This window comes from Vibrio sp. D404a, from assembly GCF_030248535.1.
Taxonomy (GTDB): Bacteria; Pseudomonadota; Gammaproteobacteria; order Enterobacterales; family Vibrionaceae; genus Vibrio.
Map to the genome: position 1 here is coordinate 80,168 of NZ_JAHGAJ010000022.1, position 20,555 is coordinate 100,722.

Genomic DNA, 20,555 nt, shown 5'->3' on the forward strand with positions numbered 1-20,555 from the left:
TGCAACTAATCGTGATTAAAGCACTGTCTCGTTACCAAACCCCACTTCTCATCTTGGTACTGATCTTCAACGTAATTACCTGACGTGTAGTCATTTACCACCTCTCTCCAGAACTTCACAGCATGGTCTGCACCCAATACTTGCTTAATCTCCCAGCTGCCTTTTAGATGCTCAAACAGCTCGGTTATAAACCGTTTCCCTACTTTGTTTTTACGGAAGTAAGGCACCACGTAAAAATCACAAATCTCAAATTCGTTTGGCGCTTTGGTCTCAATCGCTGTTAGAGCAGCAGGAACACCATCAATGTAGAGTAGATACCCCGTCACGCTATCGCCAAGCGTCGGGTATATCTCAAACAAGCCATACTCGTCTGGCTTGTCTCCAATAATCTTTGAAAACTCAGCCGCATATCCTTGATACAAATTCGCATATACCTGCTGATTACCACTGTAGACTGTCACGATGTTCATAAGTAACTCTCTGTTCTAACGACCGTTTTTGATACCATCTATTATGAATCATAAACAGCTTCTTTGTCCTTGGGAAACTTCTTTATCCTTTAAATACTAAAGCAAATCCCTTAACTTTTTGGCTGGATTGCCTGCATAAACACCCTTTTCAGTAATGTCTTTTGTAACGACGCTACCGGCACCTATCACTACCCCTTCACAAATAGTAACGGCTAGTACCGTTGCGTTCGATCCAATCGTGACATTATCCGCTATCACAGTACGCCCCCAACTCTCTGGGTTAGGATCTGGCTGACCTTCCTTAAACAGGTCATTAGCAAACATCACGCCGTGCCCAACAAAGCAGTCATTGCCAATCGTCACGTATTCACAAATAAAAGTGTGTGATTGGATTTTAGTACGCTCACCGATCACCGTGTTCTTTTGAATCTCGGCAAACGGACCGACAAACACGTCGTTCTTAAGTTCACAACCATAAATGTTTACTGGCTCAATAATAGTTACGTTCTCACCACATTCAATGTCGATGACTTGAGCTTTGAGTATTCTTGGAGCTGGCATATTTTTCCTTATCGAACTCGATTTTCGTTCAGTGACATTTGGGCTAAAAGCTACAAAGAAGCATAAAGCTCACTCAATGTTGGGAACCTTAAGGTGTTCCAATCACTAGGAAGCCTGATCGCTTCACACGAGTCCACCAACTTGCGCGCCTGCGTCGCGTCCCCAGAACAACTCACTTTGGCAAGTTCATCGAGTAAGTGAAGTTCATCATCATTAGAAACTGGGGCCATAAAGTGAGGCAAGATCCCCCAACCTATATCCCATGTGTGCATTTCATATTTAGACAGCGCGAACAGGTCGCGAATCAGGCTCGCTTTAATAAAGGCTAGCCCTTTAAAATCGGCAAAACCGAACTTCCCAGCTGGTACTGAGTTTTCACGAGCGAGTTTCCAAGCCTGACCCGCAACTAAGAATTGAGATGACGGAACATCACACGGATCGAATTCAAACTTCAGAATGCGTTGATGAACGCCATCGAGCTGTGCATCAACCGATACCCAACGATGACCATTCCAATATTCACAAACCCAGTGATCTTCGAAATGATCTGGCCCTAGATACACTGCGAAACCACTTCTTATACGAGCAGGCACTCCTTTCATCCTGAAGATAGAACACACCAAAAGGGAGAAGTCTCGGCAAATACTGACCACCCTATGATTCGGCGCTTTGATGACATGTGCAGCTTGCCCTGATTTCGACATGGCTAACGACAGCAAATCCTTCGCATATCGCGTCTGCATTTCAGTGCGCTGAATAGAAATGTCTATCTCCACGCCATAATGCTCTAACCAATAAGCATGGATAAGGTTTCCTTGTACAAACTGACAGATTCCCTCGACATCATTTGGCACTTGCTTGATGTCCAACTTAATACTGGTGAGGTCGGTAAACTCAGATGGTGTAGCAAACTCAGAAATAACGGCATGTTCCATGACGTCCATATACTTCAGTCCTTGTCAAAAAGTGAAAAGCTCAAAACGGGCGTGTTTTGCTTAAGGAAACAATACGGTTTTGAAGATTAAGTATTGATTTTAGCGGGTGTAAATATGATCAGCGTAGAGCTTGCCACCAATGGTGTAAGCGTCTGGAACGACCTCTTTGAGTGAAAAACCACTTTTCAATAGCACTTTCTCAGACCCAATATTGCCCTCTGTTACAATAGCTTGAAATGAAGTGATCCCTTGCTGTTTGGTTGCCCAGCTAATAAGAGCCTTTAAAGACTCCGTACCAAAGCCGAAGCCATGAAACTTTGGTAAAATCAGATAACCGACTTCTGCAACGCCTTCGACCATACGAAAGCCCGTCACCCCAATCTTATCGCCAGTCTCTTTGTTTGTGATAGTAAGACACAGCCAATGTGTTGAATCTTTATCCCAAGCAGGCAATCGAGATTCGAAAGCTTCTTTAATATCGGAAGGTGATGGTTCGTCAAAGCACAGTCGGATGACCTCTGGCTCACGATTTAAAGACTGAAAAAGGGCCCAGTCTTCGGTAGTGATTTGAGCCATGGTGAGTCTATCTGTGTTGATGATCATTGCGTACTGTCCTTATTGCATCACGAGTAATAGGCAGAGTATGCCGCTCCTGCTTTATATGCAACACATCCTGTGACTATTTTCTATAAATAACAAATATTTAAATTAGGTTTCCGTAATTCGCGTTGGTCATTCAACCATACAAAAAAGCGCATAGGCCTAAACCTATACGCTTTTTACACTAGTGACTATTCGCTTGTTTTATTTTTTTAAAATGCTTCTTCGAGCTCTTGTTGACTATTTTTTCTTATGTTTCGGAACTCAAGGTTAAAACTTCGCTGGTAAACAACTCTCTTAACCATTGATTGACGATGTCATCATTCCGATTGCTGTGCCAATAAACACTGAGTGAAGGCTTGATGTATTCAAAAGGAAGCTCTAGAAGCTTAATTTTGTCTTTATCAAAATAGGCGTTCGCGACACCTTTGGGGAAAGTGGCTATCCAATCACTGTTGTAGATGGTGTCTGAGAAGTCTGCGATTGAATTGAGCTTTCTTGCCACTTTACGATCTGCAAAGATCGGACTGTGAAATTCAGTTAACTGGTTCACTCGGTAGTTATCGTGTGTGAGCATGACATGCTTTGTTGAAAGATACTGTTCAAGAGTCACTTGCTCGTTTATCTGAGAGTGGTTTTGGCTGCAGACCATACACAACTCGTCGCCCCAAATTTCCTGGCTCAATAAGGTTGGATGCGCGTTGGTTAAATCAACCACAAGATCGATCTTCTTTTCTCGAATGTCGGTTGCCATATCTTCTTTGATATTCACAACTTCGATAACGCACTCTGGTGCTTCTTCCTGAATCCTGTCTAGTATTTGAGGCAAGATCACACTGCTTGAGATACTCATCGCCGCAATTCTAAACGTGTAACTGCACTCTTTCGGTTCAAAATCATGCGTTTCAGGCAGTGAATGAGAGACAAGCTTGTGCGCTTGCTTAAAGATAGGATACAAGTCATTAGCGACTGGCGTCGGCTCAAGCGTGTACGACTTTCTTACGAACAGCAGATCACGATATTCATCTCGAAGCTGCTTTAAATGAGCACTGAGGCTAGGCTGAGATATATTGAGCCTTTCTGCTGCGTACGTTAAGTTTCCTTCTTCATATATCGCAATAAAGTAATAGATGAGGTTTAGGTTAAATCGTTTCATTCGGGCTCTTCAAGCAGTCATTTAAATGAATAAACGTAGAAAGTAATTTCGTTTAACTGACTCGTTATTATCCCAACCTAACTCCATACTTCAGTTAGGGTTATGACAGAGCTTTGTTAAAACCTGCTAACGAATATGACTTAGCCCACCACCAAAATGACAGATAAACTCCACAAATGCCGGCGCTAGTTCTTTGGTTTATATAAAGATATAGGTTTTCCTGATATCTAGTATAGGCGACGCTTTATATTAGAAGATTGATGACTTTGACATAATTATCGGCTCCTTAATATACGTCTATAGAAATAAAGAATGATGAACCGATTTGTAAAACCGATAATTATATCAGCGAGCCTTGTTACCTTATTTGGTTGCGTAGGTAGTAATGCCGTAACGGGTAAATTGATGGAATTCAACGTAAAAGCCGTCGATAACCGTTATGCTCGTGGTGGCTTAAACATGCTTCTAGCCCCTGCCTACGGTATCACGGTTGCTGCCGATTACATTGTGTTTAACTCACTAGAATTCTGGACAGGCAAAAACCCAATCAATAAAAAGCCGCACATTTTTGATACTAAAGTTGATACTTACATCGACATTAACGACCAATTAGATGAAAGCTTAACCGACGCGCCTATCGACCCATTGGCTAAGCACGTCATTGATCACAGTGAGATGAAAGTTATCAATCAAGATGAAGTTGCTGTCGAACTCACGTACAACGACGGAACACGTGCAACACTAACTGGTCACCGTTTTGGCGATGAAGTCCACTACTCTCTTGATAACCAAGTTATCGCAAAAACCAGTTTAGAAGAGATGCAGATGTACATGGCTTCTGCGGAGCAATCATAAGCTCATATTGAGTGATTAAAATAACTAGCAATTGTTAGTGCTTATAACACGAAAAAGGGTAGCAGAACGCTACCTCTTTTTTGATTCATTATATTAATCAGGCACTTGTTAATAAGCAAAATAGTCAGACAGTCGCTTGATATTCAATTGCCTTGTCATATTACCTAACTGCTCTTCTCGCGTGTCTTGAAATTCGTCAAGGCGCTGATAAATCGTAAAATAACGACTTATATTAGCGACATACTTTACTGGTTCTTGGCTTATGTTCTCTCTTGCGACAATCTCAACATGATTAAACCATTTATTTGGGTTATACCTTTGCTTCGCCGCTAATTTTCGCATTCTTCGTATTTTAGCTGGTCCAGCATTATAGGCAGCTAAGCTAAAGTAAATCTTATCGATGTCAGATATTTCAGGCTTATCAAAGTACCTATCATGAATAAAGCGTAAATACTTGCTTCCAGCATGAATGTTACTTTCCAAATCGTGCACATTATCAATATCCACATACCAATCCCGCGCCGTTTTAGGCATCACTTGCATAATACCCACGGCACCACGGTGAGATACTTTCGAATGATCGAGCCCTGATTCTTGAAAAGCCATCGCTAGAAGAATGAACCAGTCGATATCGTACTTCTCACCATACGAGACAAATAAAGCTTCTAGTTTGTCTCGTTGTCGGTTTTGCTGTGGGTTAGAGGCGCGACTCATCCATGAAACACTGTCTAAATACCGATTATCAATCACGTTCCCGAGTAACGTGCCCTGCTTCGATTCTTGCAAATACTGGTCTATTTGGGCTTTCAGTTGAGGACTGTTCTTACGAATGGCCCATGCGATATCTGCATCTTCTCTAAAGGTGATTTCCTCATGGATCTTAATGCCCTTGTCTAAACTGTCCCACAACTCCAACTTATGGCTATCAACAATGGTTGCTGTGATCTTCTCACTCTTAATCAGCTCGAGGAGTTCAAGGTCTTGGAGGTTCGCGTTGAGCAAGTGAATATAGATGGGCTCCATCCCTTTTTTCTCAAACTGCTGATTCAATTTTTGAACACTACTGATGTAGCTAGAGTCCTGCTTAAGCCACACTTCTTTTCCCTGTAGTTGTGTGACATTGCTGATTGAAGGCTTAGATAGGCTTGTCACTAACACCTCATCGATATCGCGGCGAATAGGTATGCTGAAATCCACCAGCCTTTGACGCTCTTCGGTTACCGTAAGGTTCGCGATAGCAATGTCACCCCACCCTTGATTTAAAGCTTCAAGTAATTCGCTTCGTTCCACCGGAATCACCTTGACGCGCAGCAGTGGGTCACTCAGCTTAAGGGCCTGATCAAAGTAATAGATTTGCTCCGCTAAAATCCCTTTTGGTTTACCATTTTCAATATGATAGAAACCGATGTCACCAGAGACTAAAACACGTACTACGCCTTTCTCTTTCAAAGCCGAGAAATCACCAACATAGGATTCAAGTGCGTTATCTGGCACTTCTAGACCGAAAGCGGACTTAGAAAGAATAGAGATAAAGATCAATGCCTTTGATAAGCGTGAAGCGCCTTTAAAGTTCGTCATATGCAGTATTCCTATAGCGCTATTTCTAATGCAATAAAGCCAAAAACCTCAGTAATACTTATGCAATATAGGAAGTGTTTAACGAGAGGAAGTCGCCGTAACGTTTTTCAGTGAGGAGTAGATTGATCGTAAAAATAACGTAGTGCGCAAATCATCTCATAGCGCTAGTGATTGAGGGAGTCGAATTATACCGAAAACTCTCTCTTCCGAAATACGGCCGAAACTATAGTAGATATAGAGTAATCCTATATCGCTTTTTGGCGGCAATAGAAGTGAGTCTAACGTTCCTCAAGCAGCCGTTTCTCGCTTGCATAATACCGCCGAAATTTTCTTCCCATTGGAATCACCATGTTAAAAAAATTACTGTTGGCTATTTACTGTTTCACTGCCCTGTCTGGGTGTGGAACCCCTTCTCACAACCCCACACAAACGCAAGTGGATAAGCTCACCAACAATTTGGATATGTCATTCGAGATCGTCACTAACTATGGCAAAGAGAACGGCATCGCTTGTGCTGAACTCCAGGCCGATTACGCCTCTTGTAACTTAGTCAACATAGTTCTTACCAATGAAGGCTAACAAGTGGACCTTAAAGATTGGTCGATCCCAGAGTACAGAACAAGTAGAGTGACTGAAGTGCTATATCAGCCAGCAAACTAGTCGAACGCTACTTTCCAGTTGAACCACAAAGCCTACTCCAGCTGGAGTCATTAAATCAGTGCTACTCTAAGAAGGAAAGGCTCCAAAGGAGCCTTTAATTATGGTTCTGATGACTATTCGCTTGTTTTATTTTTTAAAATGCTTCTTCGAGCTCTTGTTGACTCTTTTTTTCAGGTTGAGTCTCATGTGTTTCAACCTCTTTTAAACGCGCGGTAAAGTGTCTTAGCACCGGCGGTTCATAGGTAAAATCGAGACCTTTCACCTTGCTTGCGTTCGCTTTTACTTTCTCAAACGCTTCAATAATGAAATCCATATGTGTTTGCGTGTAAGTAGCGCGTGGTATGGTCAAGCGTAACAACTCAGCAGGACATGGATGCTGTTCGCCTGTTACTGGATCACGGCCTTGCAACAATGAGCCGATCTCAACCGCTCTGATACCCGCTACTTTGTACAGTTCGCAAGCTAACGCATGAGCTGGAAACTGACCAGCAGGAATATGTGGGAGCAATTTGCCTGCATCGACAAACGCAGCATGACCACCCGCTTGTTGGCACACAACACCGATGGCTTCTAACCCATCAACAAGATATTGAACTTGACCAATGCGGTACTCCAACCAATCTTGACGCATGCCGTCGTATAGACCAACCGCAAGACGCTCCATTGCCCCGCCCTCTAAGCCACCATAAGTTGGGAAGCCCTCTTGCACGACACACAAGGTGCGACACTCTGTGTACACATCCATGAAGGAGTCATCTTTAAAGCACAACAAACCACCCATTTGTACCATCGAGTCTTTCTTAGCGGACATGGCTAAGCCGTCTGCGTATTTATAGGATTCACGAGTAATTTGCTCAATAGTCCAATCTTGATAACCCGGTTCACGTTGCTGTATAAAATAAGCATTTTCCGCGTAACGTGCAGAGTCCATAATCACCGGAATATCGTATTTCTGCGCGATTTCATACACAGCTTTCAGGTTGGCAATAGAGACAGGCTGCCCACCAGCCGAGTTACAGGTAATGGTACTCACGATGTAAGGGACATTGGCTGCGCCGGCTTCTAGAATCGCTTGTTCTAGCTTTTCGATATCGAAGTTACCTTTAAAATCAGCATTCACAGAGGTATCGAACGCTTCTTTGGTGTAGACGTTCTTCGCCACGCAACAGTTCACTTGCGTATGGCCTTGGGTGGTGTCGAAGAAGTAATTCGACAAGGCGACCATTTTGCTGCGATTCAGCCCTTTCTCCATCTCGCGCTTTTTAATCAGTACCGGAATGTAAATCTGTTCTGCGCCGCGACCTTGGTGAGTCGGAATGGTTAACTCATAGCCGAAGATGTCTTTCACCGCATTCGACAGTGCATAGTAACTGCGGCTGCCGCTGTAAGCTTCATCGCCCATTAACATCGCCGCTTGCATACGTTGGGTGATAGAACCGGTACCGCTGTCTGTCAGCAAGTCGATGAACACGTCATCACTGTCCAGCAGAAACGGGTTCATGCCCGCCTCGACAATAGCTTGTTTGCGGTAAGCGTAGGTGGTTCTTTTTACTGGCTCTACAACGCGGATGCGAAATGGTTCAGGTAGATGTTTGAAGTTTTCCATAATAGTACCTTTCAACAAATTCAGTTTTTCACCAATGAACAAGCATTAGATAAAAGTCTGAATCCATTATTTTAGATGTCACAATTCGTCACTATTGAATTTATTTATGCATCATCAAACACGTGATTGTCACAATACAAATTAATAGCTAGAAATAGATTATTGAATCAATAAGATATTGATTAAGATCCCATTAATATGACCAAGTGTAATAATGACTAGGTGTGATAATAACCAAGCAATAAAACGCCACGTGCATGAAAAATAGTTAGTGCACAAGTTACGTCATGTCTTAGAAACAAAATTAACAGGATTGGCAAAGCTCAAGTGCTCTGCTGGCGTGTGACGCCTAGAGGGTACTACTCTGAAGAAAGGTGGAACGAGAGTTGGTGATCTAAAGTATACCAAGCTAACAAGGTTAGCCATGTTGTTGATTGCCATTTCAGATACATGTTCACAATATATCCCTACGTTGAAATCAAGATGATCCGAAATATAAATATAGTACAATTAGGCTATAAATAAAGATCAACAAAGTATAAATGTGATCAATATTCATAATCAAACAGTTATGATCTAAATGTTTATATAACTCTCACTAAAACAACTTAACGCACTATTACACTAGTTCATTGATTCTTTATTGAGAATAAGGTTGAAAGGAGAACAGTAGGTAGCTTAGTACAGATAAATACGAATCGAACGCTCGCCAAAGCAATATTACGCCTTGAGTATTATTACTTTGACTATGTCTTTCACTTTCTCTTAGTGACTTGTTTTATCACCATATCAGCTAACTTCGGTGAGGCCGCTTTTAAAGCACTCGGTGCAACCTTCTTGCCTGCCTTCACGGCTTTGTTTAATTGCCCCTTAACCGATGTTCCTCTGTTGATTGCTTCGAGGCGTTGGCGATTTCTTTGTACATTATTGGCGTCTGCGATGTGTTCTATCAGCGTTTGCTTCAGTGCTTCTAAACCAAACTGCGGCTTATCAGGTGCAATCGCCAAGGGTAATGCTATATCTGGTTTCAAAAGCGCTTGGTTGTAATCGAGAGCCTGAGCAATGATCTTTGCTTTTGCCGAAGTTGGATTATCCAAACCGTAAGGTGGCTGCCACTCTTCCACCGGCTTTAACTGATCGACTTGGTTAACGACGGTGACCACTATCGGCTGCTTGCGCGAGATGTTCTTTGGATCATCATAAAACGCATCAAACTTATCTTTAAGCTGCTTATCCAGTTCCCGAGCAGACTGATTCGCTTTAAGTACCCATAACACCACATCAGCTTGAGTCATCTCTTTAAGCATCACAGCTTCGGTTTTAGCGTTTCCATCCAACCCTTGAAGATCAACTACTCTCACGTCATTGTCATCAACAAACGCATTATAAACCGTAGAGCTGTCCGTTGATGGTAGGACGTCTACCTCTGCGACCATTTCCTCTTTGAGAGCATTGATAAGCGATGATTTACCAGAACTGGTTTGCCCCACTAGCACAATTCTCACCGGCTCTAATTCAGGTGCAAAACGTTTCTCGTCAGCTTCTGAAACCTCTGAGGCTCTCAGCGATTCATCTTCAATACTGAAACGACCACTGTACAAATCAATCGCAACAGCTGCCACTTCGTCGAGCAAGGCTTGTTTAGCAGCATATTGCATGTCATCCACAACGCCCTTTGTCATCGAGGCCGTCGCTTGCTCACGGCCTAAATCGGAAATAACCTTCAATGGGTTCAAATAGAGGTTTTTAAGATGATTGCCCCAAATCGCCGCTTTGAAGATCTTCTGCCCCAATTCCCCATATTTGTCATAGGCCTCATAGCCCGCTTTGATGTAAGAAACCTTCAAGTATTCAATACCCGGAATGTGCCCTTTTACCACCACTTTGTATCGACGACTTACCTCTTCAAACAGCTTGAGTCCCTCTGGAATCGAAAAGTCGAGCGACTTCTTACCAAACTTTTTGGCGACGAACTCCAGTACCTGCAAACCAGTTTGGTCTAGATTACCCCACTCAATATCATCAGCTAATTGTTGGCGAACGTAATATTTCGAGTCATTCCAAATCAACAGCTCAGCTTGAGACCATTCAATCGACGCTTTGACCAACGCATCATCGGTGTTGTGATTCGATGGCTCAATTGTGGTTTCTTCTCTGGCTTCATCTGTCGTTTTTTCTGACTGCTTACTATTGGTCGAATGATGAGAAGCGCGACTAGAGATGTATAACGGAATCGTAAATAGCAAAGTACTTACGGCAATAGCTATCGACATTTCCAATAGGTAGCCATATTTGATCGCTAGAAACAGACCAAAGCCCATCATGATAAGGCTCGGGAAAATCGCCGAAATCAGAGCGATGCCCCAACGACCACTCGACAACGCAGAAAGTAGTCGAAATAAGTTTCTAATTTTCTTCATAGCCCGACGCCGCCTTTCCTTTTTTCAGGGATTCTTTATAGATTGCTTGCAATTCTTGATCAGAGACGTCTTCGCCTTTGTTCTTATGATAAAAGTAGTAGCACGCCGCTCTGCCAAGGCCATAGGTGGTACCAAAACTCATAGCCGCGGCTGCGACAGCGCCAATCGTTTGTCCATACACAGGAATCAACTTCACCAGTTGTCGAGTGCCAAGTTTCATTCCGTATTGCAACGCAAAGCTGCTGCCGAGAGTCCCCGTCAACTCACTGAAGATTCGCTTATTCCACTCCACCCCATATTGATTGGCTAAGCTATGCAGCATTTTCGCTTGAATGGCAGGCACGGACACTAAGCCTACACCCGGAATCAGATCGCTGGCCGCAGCACTTCCCGAATACCAAAGCACTTCACTTTCAACTTGGTCAAAATTGGCTTCTTCTTGGGTTGAATGCTCTTTGTTTTGCACCATCATTCCGATTACCGGAAGAATGCTGGTCAGTTTTTCTAACAAGATGTCGTGGTTATAGACATCACCGTCATTTGTCTCGAAATCAACCGCCACAGATTCAAAACCCTTGCTCCAAACCTTTTCGATTTGTTGACTGTTGAATTGAATTTGTCGTGTGCGATCTATTTCTTTAGAAGACAACACTGCCGTGTGAACAAGCAGCAAGTGCTTAATCTTGTTTTGCTTCTTGATCTGTTTCAGAGCAGACAGCACAGCCGATTGTTCAGGTTCATCGGCTTTCATCACGACGACTAACGCATTCCCCGCATGGCCGATTTCTTTCAGATCCTCTGTAGGATCATAGTCCGCTTCACCCAAACCACGAGTATCAAGAAAGCGCATTATCGGCTTGTCTTGGGGAAACACGTACGACATTGCTGTCATTGTGCATGGCGCAAAACCATTGCCCACTTCTACCGAAGAATCACCCGTGAGCGCTTGAATAAACGAAGACTTACCTGCACCCGTTTTTCCCAACAACCACAAAGTCGGTAAATGCTTGCGTTGATACTCGTGCGCCTGAGTAAGGTCAGGGTTCTTGCTCGGGTTGATGAAATCTTTAATCTGCTCAAACATAGTTAGGCTAGTTCTCACTTAGTATTGAGATTGGGGACATAGCGCGACGATTCATACAATCGCATTAGCGCTCTTACTATATGTTTGTTCACCAGAGCGGATTTACAATGCTTAGGCGACGGTTTTATGAACTTATGTTAATAGATACTCTAAATACCCCATTAGATCGAGAAAGCCCCAACAAGTTGACCTTGCTGAGGCTATTTTAGTTTCTAGTCTTCAGACTACTAACGCGACGTTAATTTAACGTTCACGCCTTCAAAAGAAAGATTACTTAGTCGTGTTCTCAAGCACGTAGTCTGGACCAGCGGTTTCAGCTGTCACAATGGCTAACTTAGAGACATCTGCGCCTTCACCTTGATAAGCGTTAACGCCATTCTCAACCGTTACTTTTGGTAGCTCAACCGAGTAGCTTCCAATCAGTTCAGATTCAGTGACTTGTCCAACATAGGTTTCATCGCTGTATGTTGCGCCGACTAATGGGAAGTCTTGTGTCGCTCGAACACTCACAAACTCAGGCGTTTTAGAGTTATCTACCACGTTGTTATTAAACGCGATATCAACACCCGCATAGATGCCTTCTACTTCTGCGTTGTTAAATAGGCTCACGCGGTGACTTTGATTGCCGTAAACAATGCCCCACTCAGTGTCGACCAGAGAGTTGTTCTCAATCGTGATATTTTTCGGAGTCCACTGCTTGTTAAGCTCTTTGCCCTTCACTGATTGATCAAGCTGCTCGCCGTTCGCAACATCAATAATGCCAGTATTAATTACAATACCACCACGCAAGTCCGCATTGCCTTCAATCACACCATCACGACCACGCGTATTCGCGATGTAGTTGTTGCGAATCACATGATCTTCATCGTAGATACGAACACCACCCGTTAGGCGCTTCTCGTTACCCAAAATCATGTTGTTCTCAACTGTGTTGCCTTTACCGTGACGCAGTGAAATCAACGCTGCGCTTTGGAAGATAGTATTGCCTGCAATGGTGTTGTCGCCCGATTTAATCGAGATAAGCTCACGCTCACCATCCATGTCGATCATCAGGTTATTGACAAATTTCGAGCTTGAATCCCACTGTGAAGATTTTGAATCACCAATACGAATCGCTTCCCAGCTGTTACCGTTGTAGCGAATCGCTTCTTTGATATCGAACTCATTAAACTGGTTTGGCTTTTGATCCATAAAGATGTTGTTCGCGATCAGGTGGTTATCTGACGTATCGTCTTTTTGGACACCGATCAAGGTACCGCGCTTTTGCTTACCTTCGAAACGGTTGTTGATCACTTTACCGTCTTTGCCCCACAGTGAAACCCATAGGTACTTAGGGTACTCAGAGCGGCGCTCATCTGGCTCGTAAGTGTAGTCGTGGTTGAAGTAGTAGAAGGTCGAGTTTTGAAGCGTATTGCCGTTACCCATCATACGAACTGCACCGAAGCGCTCGTTTGGACCACCTTCAGTAAACACTAAGCCATCGAGCGTAATGTCGTCACCCTTTAACTCGAATTGAATCAAACCTGTAAGCCACGCAGAGCCCGCTTGCTCCGATCTGATAGTAATGTCGTTTGCTGTGATCGTCACTTGACCCAAGTTGGCGTATTTACCGTTAGGGATAACCACTTCGTCGCCATCTTGTAGGTTTTCAAATTGCGCCTTCAGAGCAGCGACTTGCTCTTCAGAGGCCACTGCTAACGTGTCGCCATCAATCTCAGTTAAACGGTCGCTGCTTAAAAGGTAGCTGCGATCGATATCACTAATTGCAGGCGTCGCTTGCTCAACCGCTGTAACCTCTGGAGCTGAGTTGTCTTGAGTTGTACAGCCCGTCGCGAAAGCTAACGTAAACGCGCTAACAATGCTTACCGAAATCAGTTTTTTCTTCATCTTACTTCTCACATTAAATAATGGATTATCAAATTAACCGCCACCTAAATGGGTGGTCGTTCTATTTACACTGCTCTTGTGGCTATTTATTGCTGCTTCTTTTTGAGAACAATATAGATAGATGACGAGCTGATTTGTACTACAATAATTTAAATGCGTGACAGCGATCTTGCAGTTTTAGAGTTGAATTATTGGCAACAGAAACCGCCTAACTGAATGGATGATTTGATATGCAAAATCTCAATAATTACGCCCATCGATAAACATTTCCTTTCATTCAGACCAATGCTTTGCCTACACTTGAGATGAGTTGCAGTAGAGAGAAGTCAGATCAGAAAGCAATTAAACCAGCGTTCAATGTTCACTCATAAATTAAAAGGAAAGAGCAAAGACAAGTCGGTAAACAACCTGTCTTAACGTGATCTAGGAAAACCACATTCCGCCCAAACTTGTATTACAAATTTGGGCGGTTTTTCCATATCAGGTATTCATTTCCAGCCGAGCTTCATGGGGAAATCACTCCTGATTGGAGACAAGCATAGAGGGAAATGGAATTATGCGACGATTTACACCGCTCTTGGTGTGGTATTGAAGTGGCGCTTGAACTCACGACTAAATTGAGATGGACTTGAATAACCCACTCGACGCGCGGCATCACTGATTCGCAACCCTTCAAGTTGAATCAGCTCTTTGGCTTTGTTGAGTCGCACTTTCTTTAGGTATTGAAGGGGTGATTCAAAGGTAACGCTACGAAAAGCGCTGTGAAACGCAGACACGCTCATGTTTGCTTCTTCAGCCAGTGATTGAACCGTAATGGTTTGATCGTACTCTTCGTGTACCTTTGATAAGGCTTTTGCTACGCGCGCATAGTGCCCATCATGATGTGCGAGGTCAAAAAGAACACGCCCTTCTGAGCCAGTCAGCGCTCGATAGACAATTTCAGTCACAATCGCCTCGCCTAAAATGTTCGCTTCGATGTCGCAATGGAGCATTTTTACCAATCGCTTAAAGCTTTCTAGCATCGGCTCTTCCATTGGTGTTGATTCTAGGCCGCTCGCATTCTGTTTATCCTTATTGCAGTAACTCTCAAGAAAGCCTTGGTCTTCAAGCTTTTTGACTAAGGTATGTAAGCGCTGTGAACCAATATCAATCGATAACCCTAGCAGCGGCTCTCCATCAACAGGCAATGCTTCGCACTCCAATGGCATCGGTACACCAACAACCAGATAATCACCTGCCGCATAGGTTACTGGCCTTTCGCCAATGTAGATGTTCTTCTTACCTTGCCCTAGCATGATGATGCCAGACTGATAGGTAAAAGGCTGACGATGGTTACCACGACTACTTCTGTACAGCCAGACACCTTCAATACCCGTTTCTCTGATCCCTTCTAGATCATCCCAACCTTTATATTCAACATAAGATTGTAGTAACTGTGCGAGTGTCTTCATAAGTGGTTATTTTCCGTGCGAATTACGAGTCGAAAGCGATTAGAGAATAACAAGATTGGAGAAATAGGCAATTTATTTGGAGGAATAGTCCTTCATGAACCCCATTCAGTGTACTAATATGCAAATATAGAAATTGAGCAATGAATCCAAATAATAAATTCAGCTTTACACAAGGAAACTATGATGCAATTTACTTACGTTAACCCTACTGTTATTCATTTTGGTAAAGGCCAAATCAAGGCTATCAGCCAAGCGGTTGATACTTCTAAAAAAGTACTGGTTATCTACGGTGGCGGCTCCATCAAAAAGAACGGTGTTTACGACCAAGTTGTTGAGTCTCTGAAAGATCACTCTTGGATTGAATTCTCAGGTGTCGAAGCCAACCCAACTAAAGAAACGCTAGATAAAGCGGTTGCCATTGTTAAAGAGCAAAACGTTGAATTCATTATCGCCGTTGGTGGCGGCTCAGTAATCGATGGTTCGAAATACGTTGCTGCAGCAGCAAAATACGACGGTGACGGTTGGGATATCCTAGCAGGCAAGCACCAAGTTACCGAAGCAACACCAATCGGCGCAGTTTTGACTCTTCCGGCAACGGGTTCAGAGTCAAACATGGGCGCGGTAATCACCCGTAAAGAGACTCAAGAAAAGCTGGCGTTTATGCACCCTGCAGTTCAACCTAAATTTGCAGTCATGGACCCAGACGTCATGAAGTCTCTACCAGAGCGTCAGCTAATCAATGGTCTTGTCGATGCTTGGGTACACGTTTGTGAGCAGTACATCACTATGCCAACAGACGCGATGGTACAAGACGGCTATGCAGAAACGCTACTAAAGAACCTACTTGTTCTGGGTGGGCAATACGACGAGCGTGATAACGACGCATGGCGTGCAAACCTAATGTGGACGGCAAACCAAGCGCTGAATGGTCTGATCGGTACTGGTGTTCCTCAAGACTGGGCAACACACATGATTGGCCACGAATTCACAGCACTATGGCATGTAGACCATGCTCGCTCTCTAGCGATTGTTCAACCTTCACTACTTCGTAACCAGATTGAAGTGAAGCGCGGCAAGCTAGAGCAAATGGGTCGCAACGTATTTGGTCTTGACGCAGGTGCTGACTTAGCTGAGCGTACCATTGATGCAATCGAAGCGTTTTACCACAGCCTAGATGTCGCCACTCAATTCGACGGCTATGAAGCAAGTAAAGAGAACGCAATTGATAGTGTTATCGCTCAACTAGAATCTCACGGTTATGTACAGCTGGGTGAGAACCAAGCTATCACGCCAGAAAAGACACGTGAAATTCTAGAATCAGCTATTCAATAAAGATGTAAGGCTAAGCCAAAACGAGTTACTCAGTCTGAAAAATAGGTCGTTAGATAAGTGGTAGGTTTTCAAACTGTTAGATGATTGGTAAATCGCTTGAACGTTAGTGAATTGCTTAAAGGTTAGTAAACCACTTGGTCATTTGTAAACAATGCCTCCAAACGACTTTTTTCATAACAGATTGAACCCATTGCTTTGTTCTTTCGTAATCAAGGAGCAGCGTCCATTTCGGGCGCTGCTTTTTATTTGTCCAAACGATATAACGAAATTCTCATAAGCTCTTAATTTTATGTGCAATCATATTTCTATATTGTTAAGGTAATTCATTCCGTAACTAAAGATGTACTTCAATTTGAACGCAACTTCGAAGATGGTTAAGTTTACGTCACTTAACAAGTGGTATGGTGATTACCATGCCCTGAAAGACATTGATTTGAGTATCCAGCAAGGTGAAATTGTGGTGGTTTGCGGCCCTTCTGGTTCGGGTAAATCGACACTAATTCGCTGTATTAACCAATTAGAGCCTTTTGACTCCGGTGAACTCAGTGTCGTCAACCAAACACTACCTTGTAAGTTCAAAACTCCCGGTCAAGTTGGAATGGTTTTTCAGCACTTCCACCTCTTTCCACACCTTACTGTACTTGAAAACCTTACTTTATCACCGATTCGAACATTGAAAATGAGCCAATCTGATGCGGAAGCCTTGGCGATGCACTATTTAGAGCGCGTTCATATCGCAGAGCAGGCACATAAGTACCCTGTTCAATTATCCGGTGGACAACAACAGCGCGTCGCTATTGCACGCTCCCTATGCATGAAGCCAGATTTACTGCTGTTTGATGAGCCGACATCAGCGCTCGATCCTGAAATGATCAACGAAGTACTCGACGTAATGGTTGAGCTGGCTGAGGAAGGCATCACCATGGTGTGTGTTACCCATGAAATGGGGTTTGCTAAGAAAGTCGCTGACCGAGTGATTTTCATGGATGAGGGTGAAATTGTGGAATCCAACACGCCGATTGAGTTGTTTGAAAATCCTAAGCATCAGCGTACTCAAGCCTTCTTAAACCAGATACTTAGTTATTGATGATCATTCGAATTTTAAAACCAACGCTCTCAGCCCTATTGCAGATCATCGTGCTCGTTGCTGCTGTAAGCTGGATTCTAGATTCTGGCGCGCAAGCCATGGGCTACCGCTGGCAGTGGGAGCGAGTGCCGGACTACATTGCATTCTATGAAGATGGTGAATGGTGGCCTGCAGAGCTAATTGAAGGCTTGTTCGTCACCATCAAGATATCCTTATTAGCTCTCATCGCGACCTTATTGATTGGTTTAACCACAGCGCTCCTTCGAAACTCGAATTCGATCGTAGGTCGAGCCATAGCAGGTGGCTATGTTGAGTTAATTCGTAACACACCACTTCTAGTACAGATCTACCTACTCTACTTTGTATTTGGCCCCGTCATAGGGTTAGATCGCTTTAGTACGGCGGTTCTTGCTCTTGCATTGTTTCAAGGTGCTTACACCGCCGAGATTTTCCGTGCAGGCCTAAACGGCATCGCTAAAGGTCAGTTCGAGGCGGCGCAATCATTAGGCCTATCTAGGACGTTTACCTTTTGGGATGTGGTACTGCCACAAGTTATCCAAAGAACTTTGCCACCGCTGACCAATGAAGTGATTTCTCTAATCAAGAACTCTTCTATCGTGAGTGTGATGGCGATTTTCGATCTCACAACAGAGGCGCGTAACATTGTCTCTGAAACTGCCATGCCGTTTGAGATTTGGTTCTCTGTGGCACTTATTTATCTTGCGTTAACTCTTTCACTTTCTGCCATCGCTGCTTGGCTTGAGCATAAGCTCGGAGCTAATTGGCGCACACAATAAGGAAATATCAGCATGAAGCTATTTAAATCAGCCATTACCGCGCTTTTAGCGTTAGCCGTCAGTTTGCCGACGTTGGCTTCTGAAACACCAAACCTCGATAAGATCAACGATCGTGGTTCACTGCGCGTGGGCATGTCGACCTTCGTTCCGTGGGCAATGCGAAACAAGCAAGGCGATCTTGTGGGCTTTGAGATTGATGTGGCTAAGCGTCTCGCAGAAGATTCAGGTTGGAAGGTTGAGTTTGTTCCAACAGCTTGGGACGGCATTATTCCTTCTCTGCTTTCTAAAAAGTTTGATGTGATCATCGGCGGTATGTCGATCACTGAAGCGCGTGCTAAGAGTGTTCTTTTCACAGAACCTTATTCTCACTCTGGCGTTCAGCTTGCTGCTAACAAGGAATTGGCGAAAGGTTTCTCTCAAATCTCTGACTTTGACTCTCGCCGCGTAAAAATTGCAGCTCGCCGTGGTGCATTCACCGTTCAAGTTGCTCGTGAAACCTTCCCGAAAGCAAAAGTTCTTCAGTTCGATGACGATGCTCAAGCATTCCAAGAAGTGCTAAATGGTAACGCGCATGCTGTTATTGCTTCGAGCCCAAAACCTGAACATGAGAGCATTAAAAACTCAGACACTCTGTTTATTCCGTTCACAGAGCGCCTTTCAAAAGGTAACGAGGCCTTTGCTGTACGCCTAGGTGAAACCGACAAAGCGGAATTCTTCAACAAATGGATCCAAGCGCGCACTGAAGATGGCTGGCTACAAGAGCGTTACGAGTACTGGTTCTCAACGCTAGATTGGCAAGATCAGATCGCTCAAGGTCAGTAATCAGAATTAGCGCTCTGAGCAAACTCTAAGCTCTAAGCTCTAAGCTCTAAGCTCTAAGAAAGACAAACACAGCGGCCAGTTAGTTGTCTGGCCGCTACATAATTGAGTTTCAAAGTGGGTTCTGTGAGCCTACTTCGAAACAAAAATTATCATGTATGAATCTACACATAGGTTACCAGTGACGGATACAAGCCCTCTCATAGCAACCAAACCTAGCCCGCAAAGCAAAGCTTGGTACCAACGTCTTAATCTTCTTGATGGCGTACTGCTTCTTCTTGTCGGCCTTTTTTCTGGTTGGCTTTACTATCGTTCTTCTGTTGGTATCAACTATCATTGGCGCTGGGAAGATGCGTTTAACCTCATCTTCATTCCACCGTCTGAAGGCAGCATTCCGTATTTCTTTCAAGGCTTAATAGCGACGTTGCGCCTGAGTCTATGGAGTATGGTGTTAGCACTCTCTGTGGGGATAGTGCTCGGCGTGGCACGTCACTCATCCATTACCGTTTTCCGAACATCTGCATTGTTGTTTATTCAACTGGTTCGTAATATTCCACCTTTAGTGTTCGTGTTCATTTTCTACTTTTTTATTTCTAATCAGCTCATTCCCTTACTGGGGCTAGAAAGCCTATTACGCGATCACAACGGCGAGATAAACGCTCTGCAGAGCTTCCTATTCGGCCCCGCTAACCTTTGGGAGAATCTAGCCTCGGGTGTTATCTGTATCGGTTTGCTCTCGTCTGCCTATATCGCAGAAGTGATTCGAGCAGGGTTAGAGAGTGTCCCGAAAGGACAATGGGAAGCAGCGGATTCATTAGGGTTATCAAGCTTTTCTAAATACCGTTTCGTGATTGGTCCACAAGTACTCACAGCAATTACCCCACCTCTTGCAGGGCAAGCAATCTCTCTTGTCAAAGATACCTCCATCGTCTCTTTGATCTCGATTCAAGAGATGACGTTTGTAGGAACAGAAATGGCAAACTCATCGGGGCTCATCTTTGAAATTTGGCTGATTGTAGGCGCTGTCTATTTTGCCCTATGCTTCGCCCTATCTCGCCTATTCAAATGGATTGAATTGCGCTCTCGCGTCTATCTCAATCGCTAGATAAAAAAATGGCCTTAAGCAGATCGCTTAAGGCCATTTCGCAACAAAGAAAGCTAACGTTCGTTTAGCGCCCAAGCCAATTCAATACCGATACTTATGGGGATAAATAAGTATTGAATGAGCGTTAGCCTCCTTGCATGCATCTTTGATAT

Annotated in this window: 18 protein-coding genes; 7 read left to right on the forward strand and 11 right to left on the reverse strand. The window is 43.8% G+C overall.

What is annotated here, in order from left to right; translation table 11 throughout:
- Positions 1 to 5: 5 nt before the first annotated feature.
- The 5 genes from KI655_RS14215 to KI655_RS14235 all read right to left on the reverse strand — a co-directional run bounded on the left by KI655_RS14215 (position 6) and on the right by KI655_RS14235 (position 3,722).
- Positions 6 to 470: a GNAT family N-acetyltransferase gene (locus KI655_RS14215; protein ID WP_261904220.1), complete on the reverse strand. Its 465-nt coding sequence runs from the start codon at positions 468 to 470 to the stop codon at positions 6 to 8.
- Positions 471 to 566: 96 nt separating this feature from the next.
- On the reverse strand, positions 567 to 1,031 hold the full coding sequence (locus KI655_RS14220) for an acyltransferase (protein WP_285406169.1): 465 nt from the start codon (positions 1,029 to 1,031) through the stop codon (positions 567 to 569).
- Positions 1,032 to 1,081: 50 nt separating this feature from the next.
- The gene (locus KI655_RS14225) at positions 1,082 to 1,975 is read right to left on the reverse strand and encodes a transglutaminase-like domain-containing protein (protein ID WP_285406172.1); all 894 of its coding nucleotides are present in this window, start codon (positions 1,973 to 1,975) and stop codon (positions 1,082 to 1,084) included.
- A 90-nt stretch (positions 1,976 to 2,065) separates the two neighbouring features.
- Positions 2,066 to 2,569: a GNAT family N-acetyltransferase gene (locus KI655_RS14230; RefSeq protein ID WP_285406175.1), complete on the reverse strand. Its 504-nt coding sequence runs from the start codon at positions 2,567 to 2,569 to the stop codon at positions 2,066 to 2,068.
- A gap of 247 nt (positions 2,570 to 2,816) precedes the next feature.
- Positions 2,817 to 3,722 carry a LysR family transcriptional regulator gene (locus KI655_RS14235; RefSeq protein ID WP_285406177.1) on the reverse strand — a complete coding sequence of 302 codons (906 nt, stop codon included), beginning with the start codon at positions 3,720 to 3,722 and terminating at the stop codon, positions 2,817 to 2,819.
- Positions 3,723 to 4,034: 312 nt separating this feature from the next.
- On the opposite strand from KI655_RS14235, the gene KI655_RS14240 reads away from it, so the two are divergent.
- The gene (locus KI655_RS14240) at positions 4,035 to 4,577 is read left to right on the forward strand and encodes a DUF3332 family protein (protein ID WP_285406178.1); all 543 of its coding nucleotides are present in this window, start codon (positions 4,035 to 4,037) and stop codon (positions 4,575 to 4,577) included.
- Positions 4,578 to 4,685: 108 nt separating this feature from the next.
- Here KI655_RS14240 and KI655_RS14245 read toward each other — a convergent pair whose 3' ends face one another.
- On the reverse strand, positions 4,686 to 6,155 hold the full coding sequence (locus KI655_RS14245; protein WP_285406180.1) for a transglycosylase SLT domain-containing protein: 1,470 nt from the start codon (positions 6,153 to 6,155) through the stop codon (positions 4,686 to 4,688).
- A gap of 348 nt (positions 6,156 to 6,503) precedes the next feature.
- Here KI655_RS14245 and KI655_RS14250 point away from each other — a divergent pair, with 348 nt between their 5' ends.
- The gene (locus KI655_RS14250; protein ID WP_285406183.1) at positions 6,504 to 6,734 is read left to right on the forward strand and encodes a carbohydate-binding domain-containing protein; all 231 of its coding nucleotides are present in this window, start codon (positions 6,504 to 6,506) and stop codon (positions 6,732 to 6,734) included.
- Positions 6,735 to 6,948: 214 nt separating this feature from the next.
- Here KI655_RS14250 and tnaA read toward each other — a convergent pair whose 3' ends face one another.
- From tnaA to KI655_RS14275, 5 genes are all read right to left on the reverse strand, one after another.
- Positions 6,949 to 8,421 carry a tryptophanase gene (gene tnaA / locus KI655_RS14255; RefSeq protein ID WP_285406184.1) on the reverse strand — a complete coding sequence of 491 codons (1,473 nt, stop codon included), beginning with the start codon at positions 8,419 to 8,421 and terminating at the stop codon, positions 6,949 to 6,951.
- 755 nt (positions 8,422 to 9,176) lie between these two features.
- Positions 9,177 to 10,841, reverse strand: coding sequence for a GTPase family protein (locus KI655_RS14260; RefSeq protein WP_285406187.1), 1,665 nt, complete (start codon positions 10,839 to 10,841; stop codon positions 9,177 to 9,179).
- Positions 10,828 to 11,925, reverse strand: coding sequence for a YcjF family protein (locus tag KI655_RS14265; RefSeq protein WP_285406190.1), 1,098 nt, complete (start codon positions 11,923 to 11,925; stop codon positions 10,828 to 10,830). Before KI655_RS14265 ends, KI655_RS14260 begins: the two co-directional genes overlap by 14 nt.
- A 270-nt stretch (positions 11,926 to 12,195) precedes the next feature.
- Positions 12,196 to 13,812: a polysaccharide lyase 6 family protein gene (locus KI655_RS14270; protein WP_285406192.1), complete on the reverse strand. Its 1,617-nt coding sequence runs from the start codon at positions 13,810 to 13,812 to the stop codon at positions 12,196 to 12,198.
- A gap of 566 nt (positions 13,813 to 14,378) precedes the next feature.
- Positions 14,379 to 15,263: an AraC family transcriptional regulator gene (locus KI655_RS14275; protein ID WP_285406195.1), complete on the reverse strand. Its 885-nt coding sequence runs from the start codon at positions 15,261 to 15,263 to the stop codon at positions 14,379 to 14,381.
- Between the two features lie 183 nt (positions 15,264 to 15,446).
- On the opposite strand from KI655_RS14275, the gene KI655_RS14280 reads away from it, so the two are divergent.
- The 5 genes from KI655_RS14280 to KI655_RS14300 all read left to right on the forward strand — a co-directional run bounded on the left by KI655_RS14280 (position 15,447) and on the right by KI655_RS14300 (position 20,403).
- Positions 15,447 to 16,595, forward strand: coding sequence for an iron-containing alcohol dehydrogenase (locus tag KI655_RS14280; RefSeq protein WP_285406197.1), 1,149 nt, complete (start codon positions 15,447 to 15,449; stop codon positions 16,593 to 16,595).
- 370 nt (positions 16,596 to 16,965) lie between these two features.
- Positions 16,966 to 17,682, forward strand: coding sequence for an amino acid ABC transporter ATP-binding protein (locus KI655_RS14285; RefSeq protein ID WP_285406380.1), 717 nt, complete (start codon positions 16,966 to 16,968; stop codon positions 17,680 to 17,682).
- On the forward strand, positions 17,682 to 18,479 hold the full coding sequence (locus KI655_RS14290) for an amino acid ABC transporter permease (protein WP_285406198.1): 798 nt from the start codon (positions 17,682 to 17,684) through the stop codon (positions 18,477 to 18,479). Before KI655_RS14285 ends, KI655_RS14290 begins: the two co-directional genes overlap by 1 nt.
- A gap of 12 nt (positions 18,480 to 18,491) precedes the next feature.
- Positions 18,492 to 19,301, forward strand: coding sequence for a transporter substrate-binding domain-containing protein (locus KI655_RS14295; RefSeq protein ID WP_285406200.1), 810 nt, complete (start codon positions 18,492 to 18,494; stop codon positions 19,299 to 19,301).
- A 178-nt stretch (positions 19,302 to 19,479) separates the two neighbouring features.
- Complete coding sequence (locus KI655_RS14300; RefSeq protein ID WP_285406202.1) at positions 19,480 to 20,403, forward strand: amino acid ABC transporter permease; 924 nt, start codon at positions 19,480 to 19,482, stop codon at positions 20,401 to 20,403.
- Positions 20,404 to 20,555: the final 152 nt, after the last annotated feature.

Excerpts from the sequence above, each read along its gene's own strand:
- KI655_RS14215 (WP_261904220.1), bottom strand. The coding sequence starts at position 470 with ATGAACATCGTGACAGTCTACAGTGGTAATCAGCAGGTATATGCGAAT.
- KI655_RS14220 (WP_285406169.1), bottom strand. The coding sequence starts at position 1,031 with ATGCCAGCTCCAAGAATACTCAAAGCTCAAGTCATCGACATTGAATGT.
- KI655_RS14225 (WP_285406172.1), bottom strand. The coding sequence starts at position 1,975 with ATGGACGTCATGGAACATGCCGTTATTTCTGAGTTTGCTACACCATCT.
- KI655_RS14230 (WP_285406175.1), bottom strand. The coding sequence starts at position 2,569 with ATGATCATCAACACAGATAGACTCACCATGGCTCAAATCACTACCGAA.
- KI655_RS14235 (WP_285406177.1), bottom strand. The coding sequence starts at position 3,722 with ATGAAACGATTTAACCTAAACCTCATCTATTACTTTATTGCGATATAT.
- KI655_RS14240 (WP_285406178.1), top strand. The coding sequence starts at position 4,035 with ATGATGAACCGATTTGTAAAACCGATAATTATATCAGCGAGCCTTGTT.
- KI655_RS14245 (WP_285406180.1), bottom strand. The coding sequence starts at position 6,155 with ATGACGAACTTTAAAGGCGCTTCACGCTTATCAAAGGCATTGATCTTT.
- KI655_RS14250 (WP_285406183.1), top strand. The coding sequence starts at position 6,504 with ATGTTAAAAAAATTACTGTTGGCTATTTACTGTTTCACTGCCCTGTCT.
- tnaA (WP_285406184.1), bottom strand. The coding sequence starts at position 8,421 with ATGGAAAACTTCAAACATCTACCTGAACCATTTCGCATCCGCGTTGTA.
- KI655_RS14260 (WP_285406187.1), bottom strand. The coding sequence starts at position 10,841 with ATGAAGAAAATTAGAAACTTATTTCGACTACTTTCTGCGTTGTCGAGT.
- KI655_RS14265 (WP_285406190.1), bottom strand. The coding sequence starts at position 11,925 with ATGTTTGAGCAGATTAAAGATTTCATCAACCCGAGCAAGAACCCTGAC.
- KI655_RS14270 (WP_285406192.1), bottom strand. The coding sequence starts at position 13,812 with ATGAAGAAAAAACTGATTTCGGTAAGCATTGTTAGCGCGTTTACGTTA.
- KI655_RS14275 (WP_285406195.1), bottom strand. The coding sequence starts at position 15,263 with ATGAAGACACTCGCACAGTTACTACAATCTTATGTTGAATATAAAGGT.
- KI655_RS14280 (WP_285406197.1), top strand. The coding sequence starts at position 15,447 with ATGCAATTTACTTACGTTAACCCTACTGTTATTCATTTTGGTAAAGGC.
- KI655_RS14285 (WP_285406380.1), top strand. The coding sequence starts at position 16,966 with ATGGTTAAGTTTACGTCACTTAACAAGTGGTATGGTGATTACCATGCC.
- KI655_RS14290 (WP_285406198.1), top strand. The coding sequence starts at position 17,682 with ATGATCATTCGAATTTTAAAACCAACGCTCTCAGCCCTATTGCAGATC.
- KI655_RS14295 (WP_285406200.1), top strand. The coding sequence starts at position 18,492 with ATGAAGCTATTTAAATCAGCCATTACCGCGCTTTTAGCGTTAGCCGTC.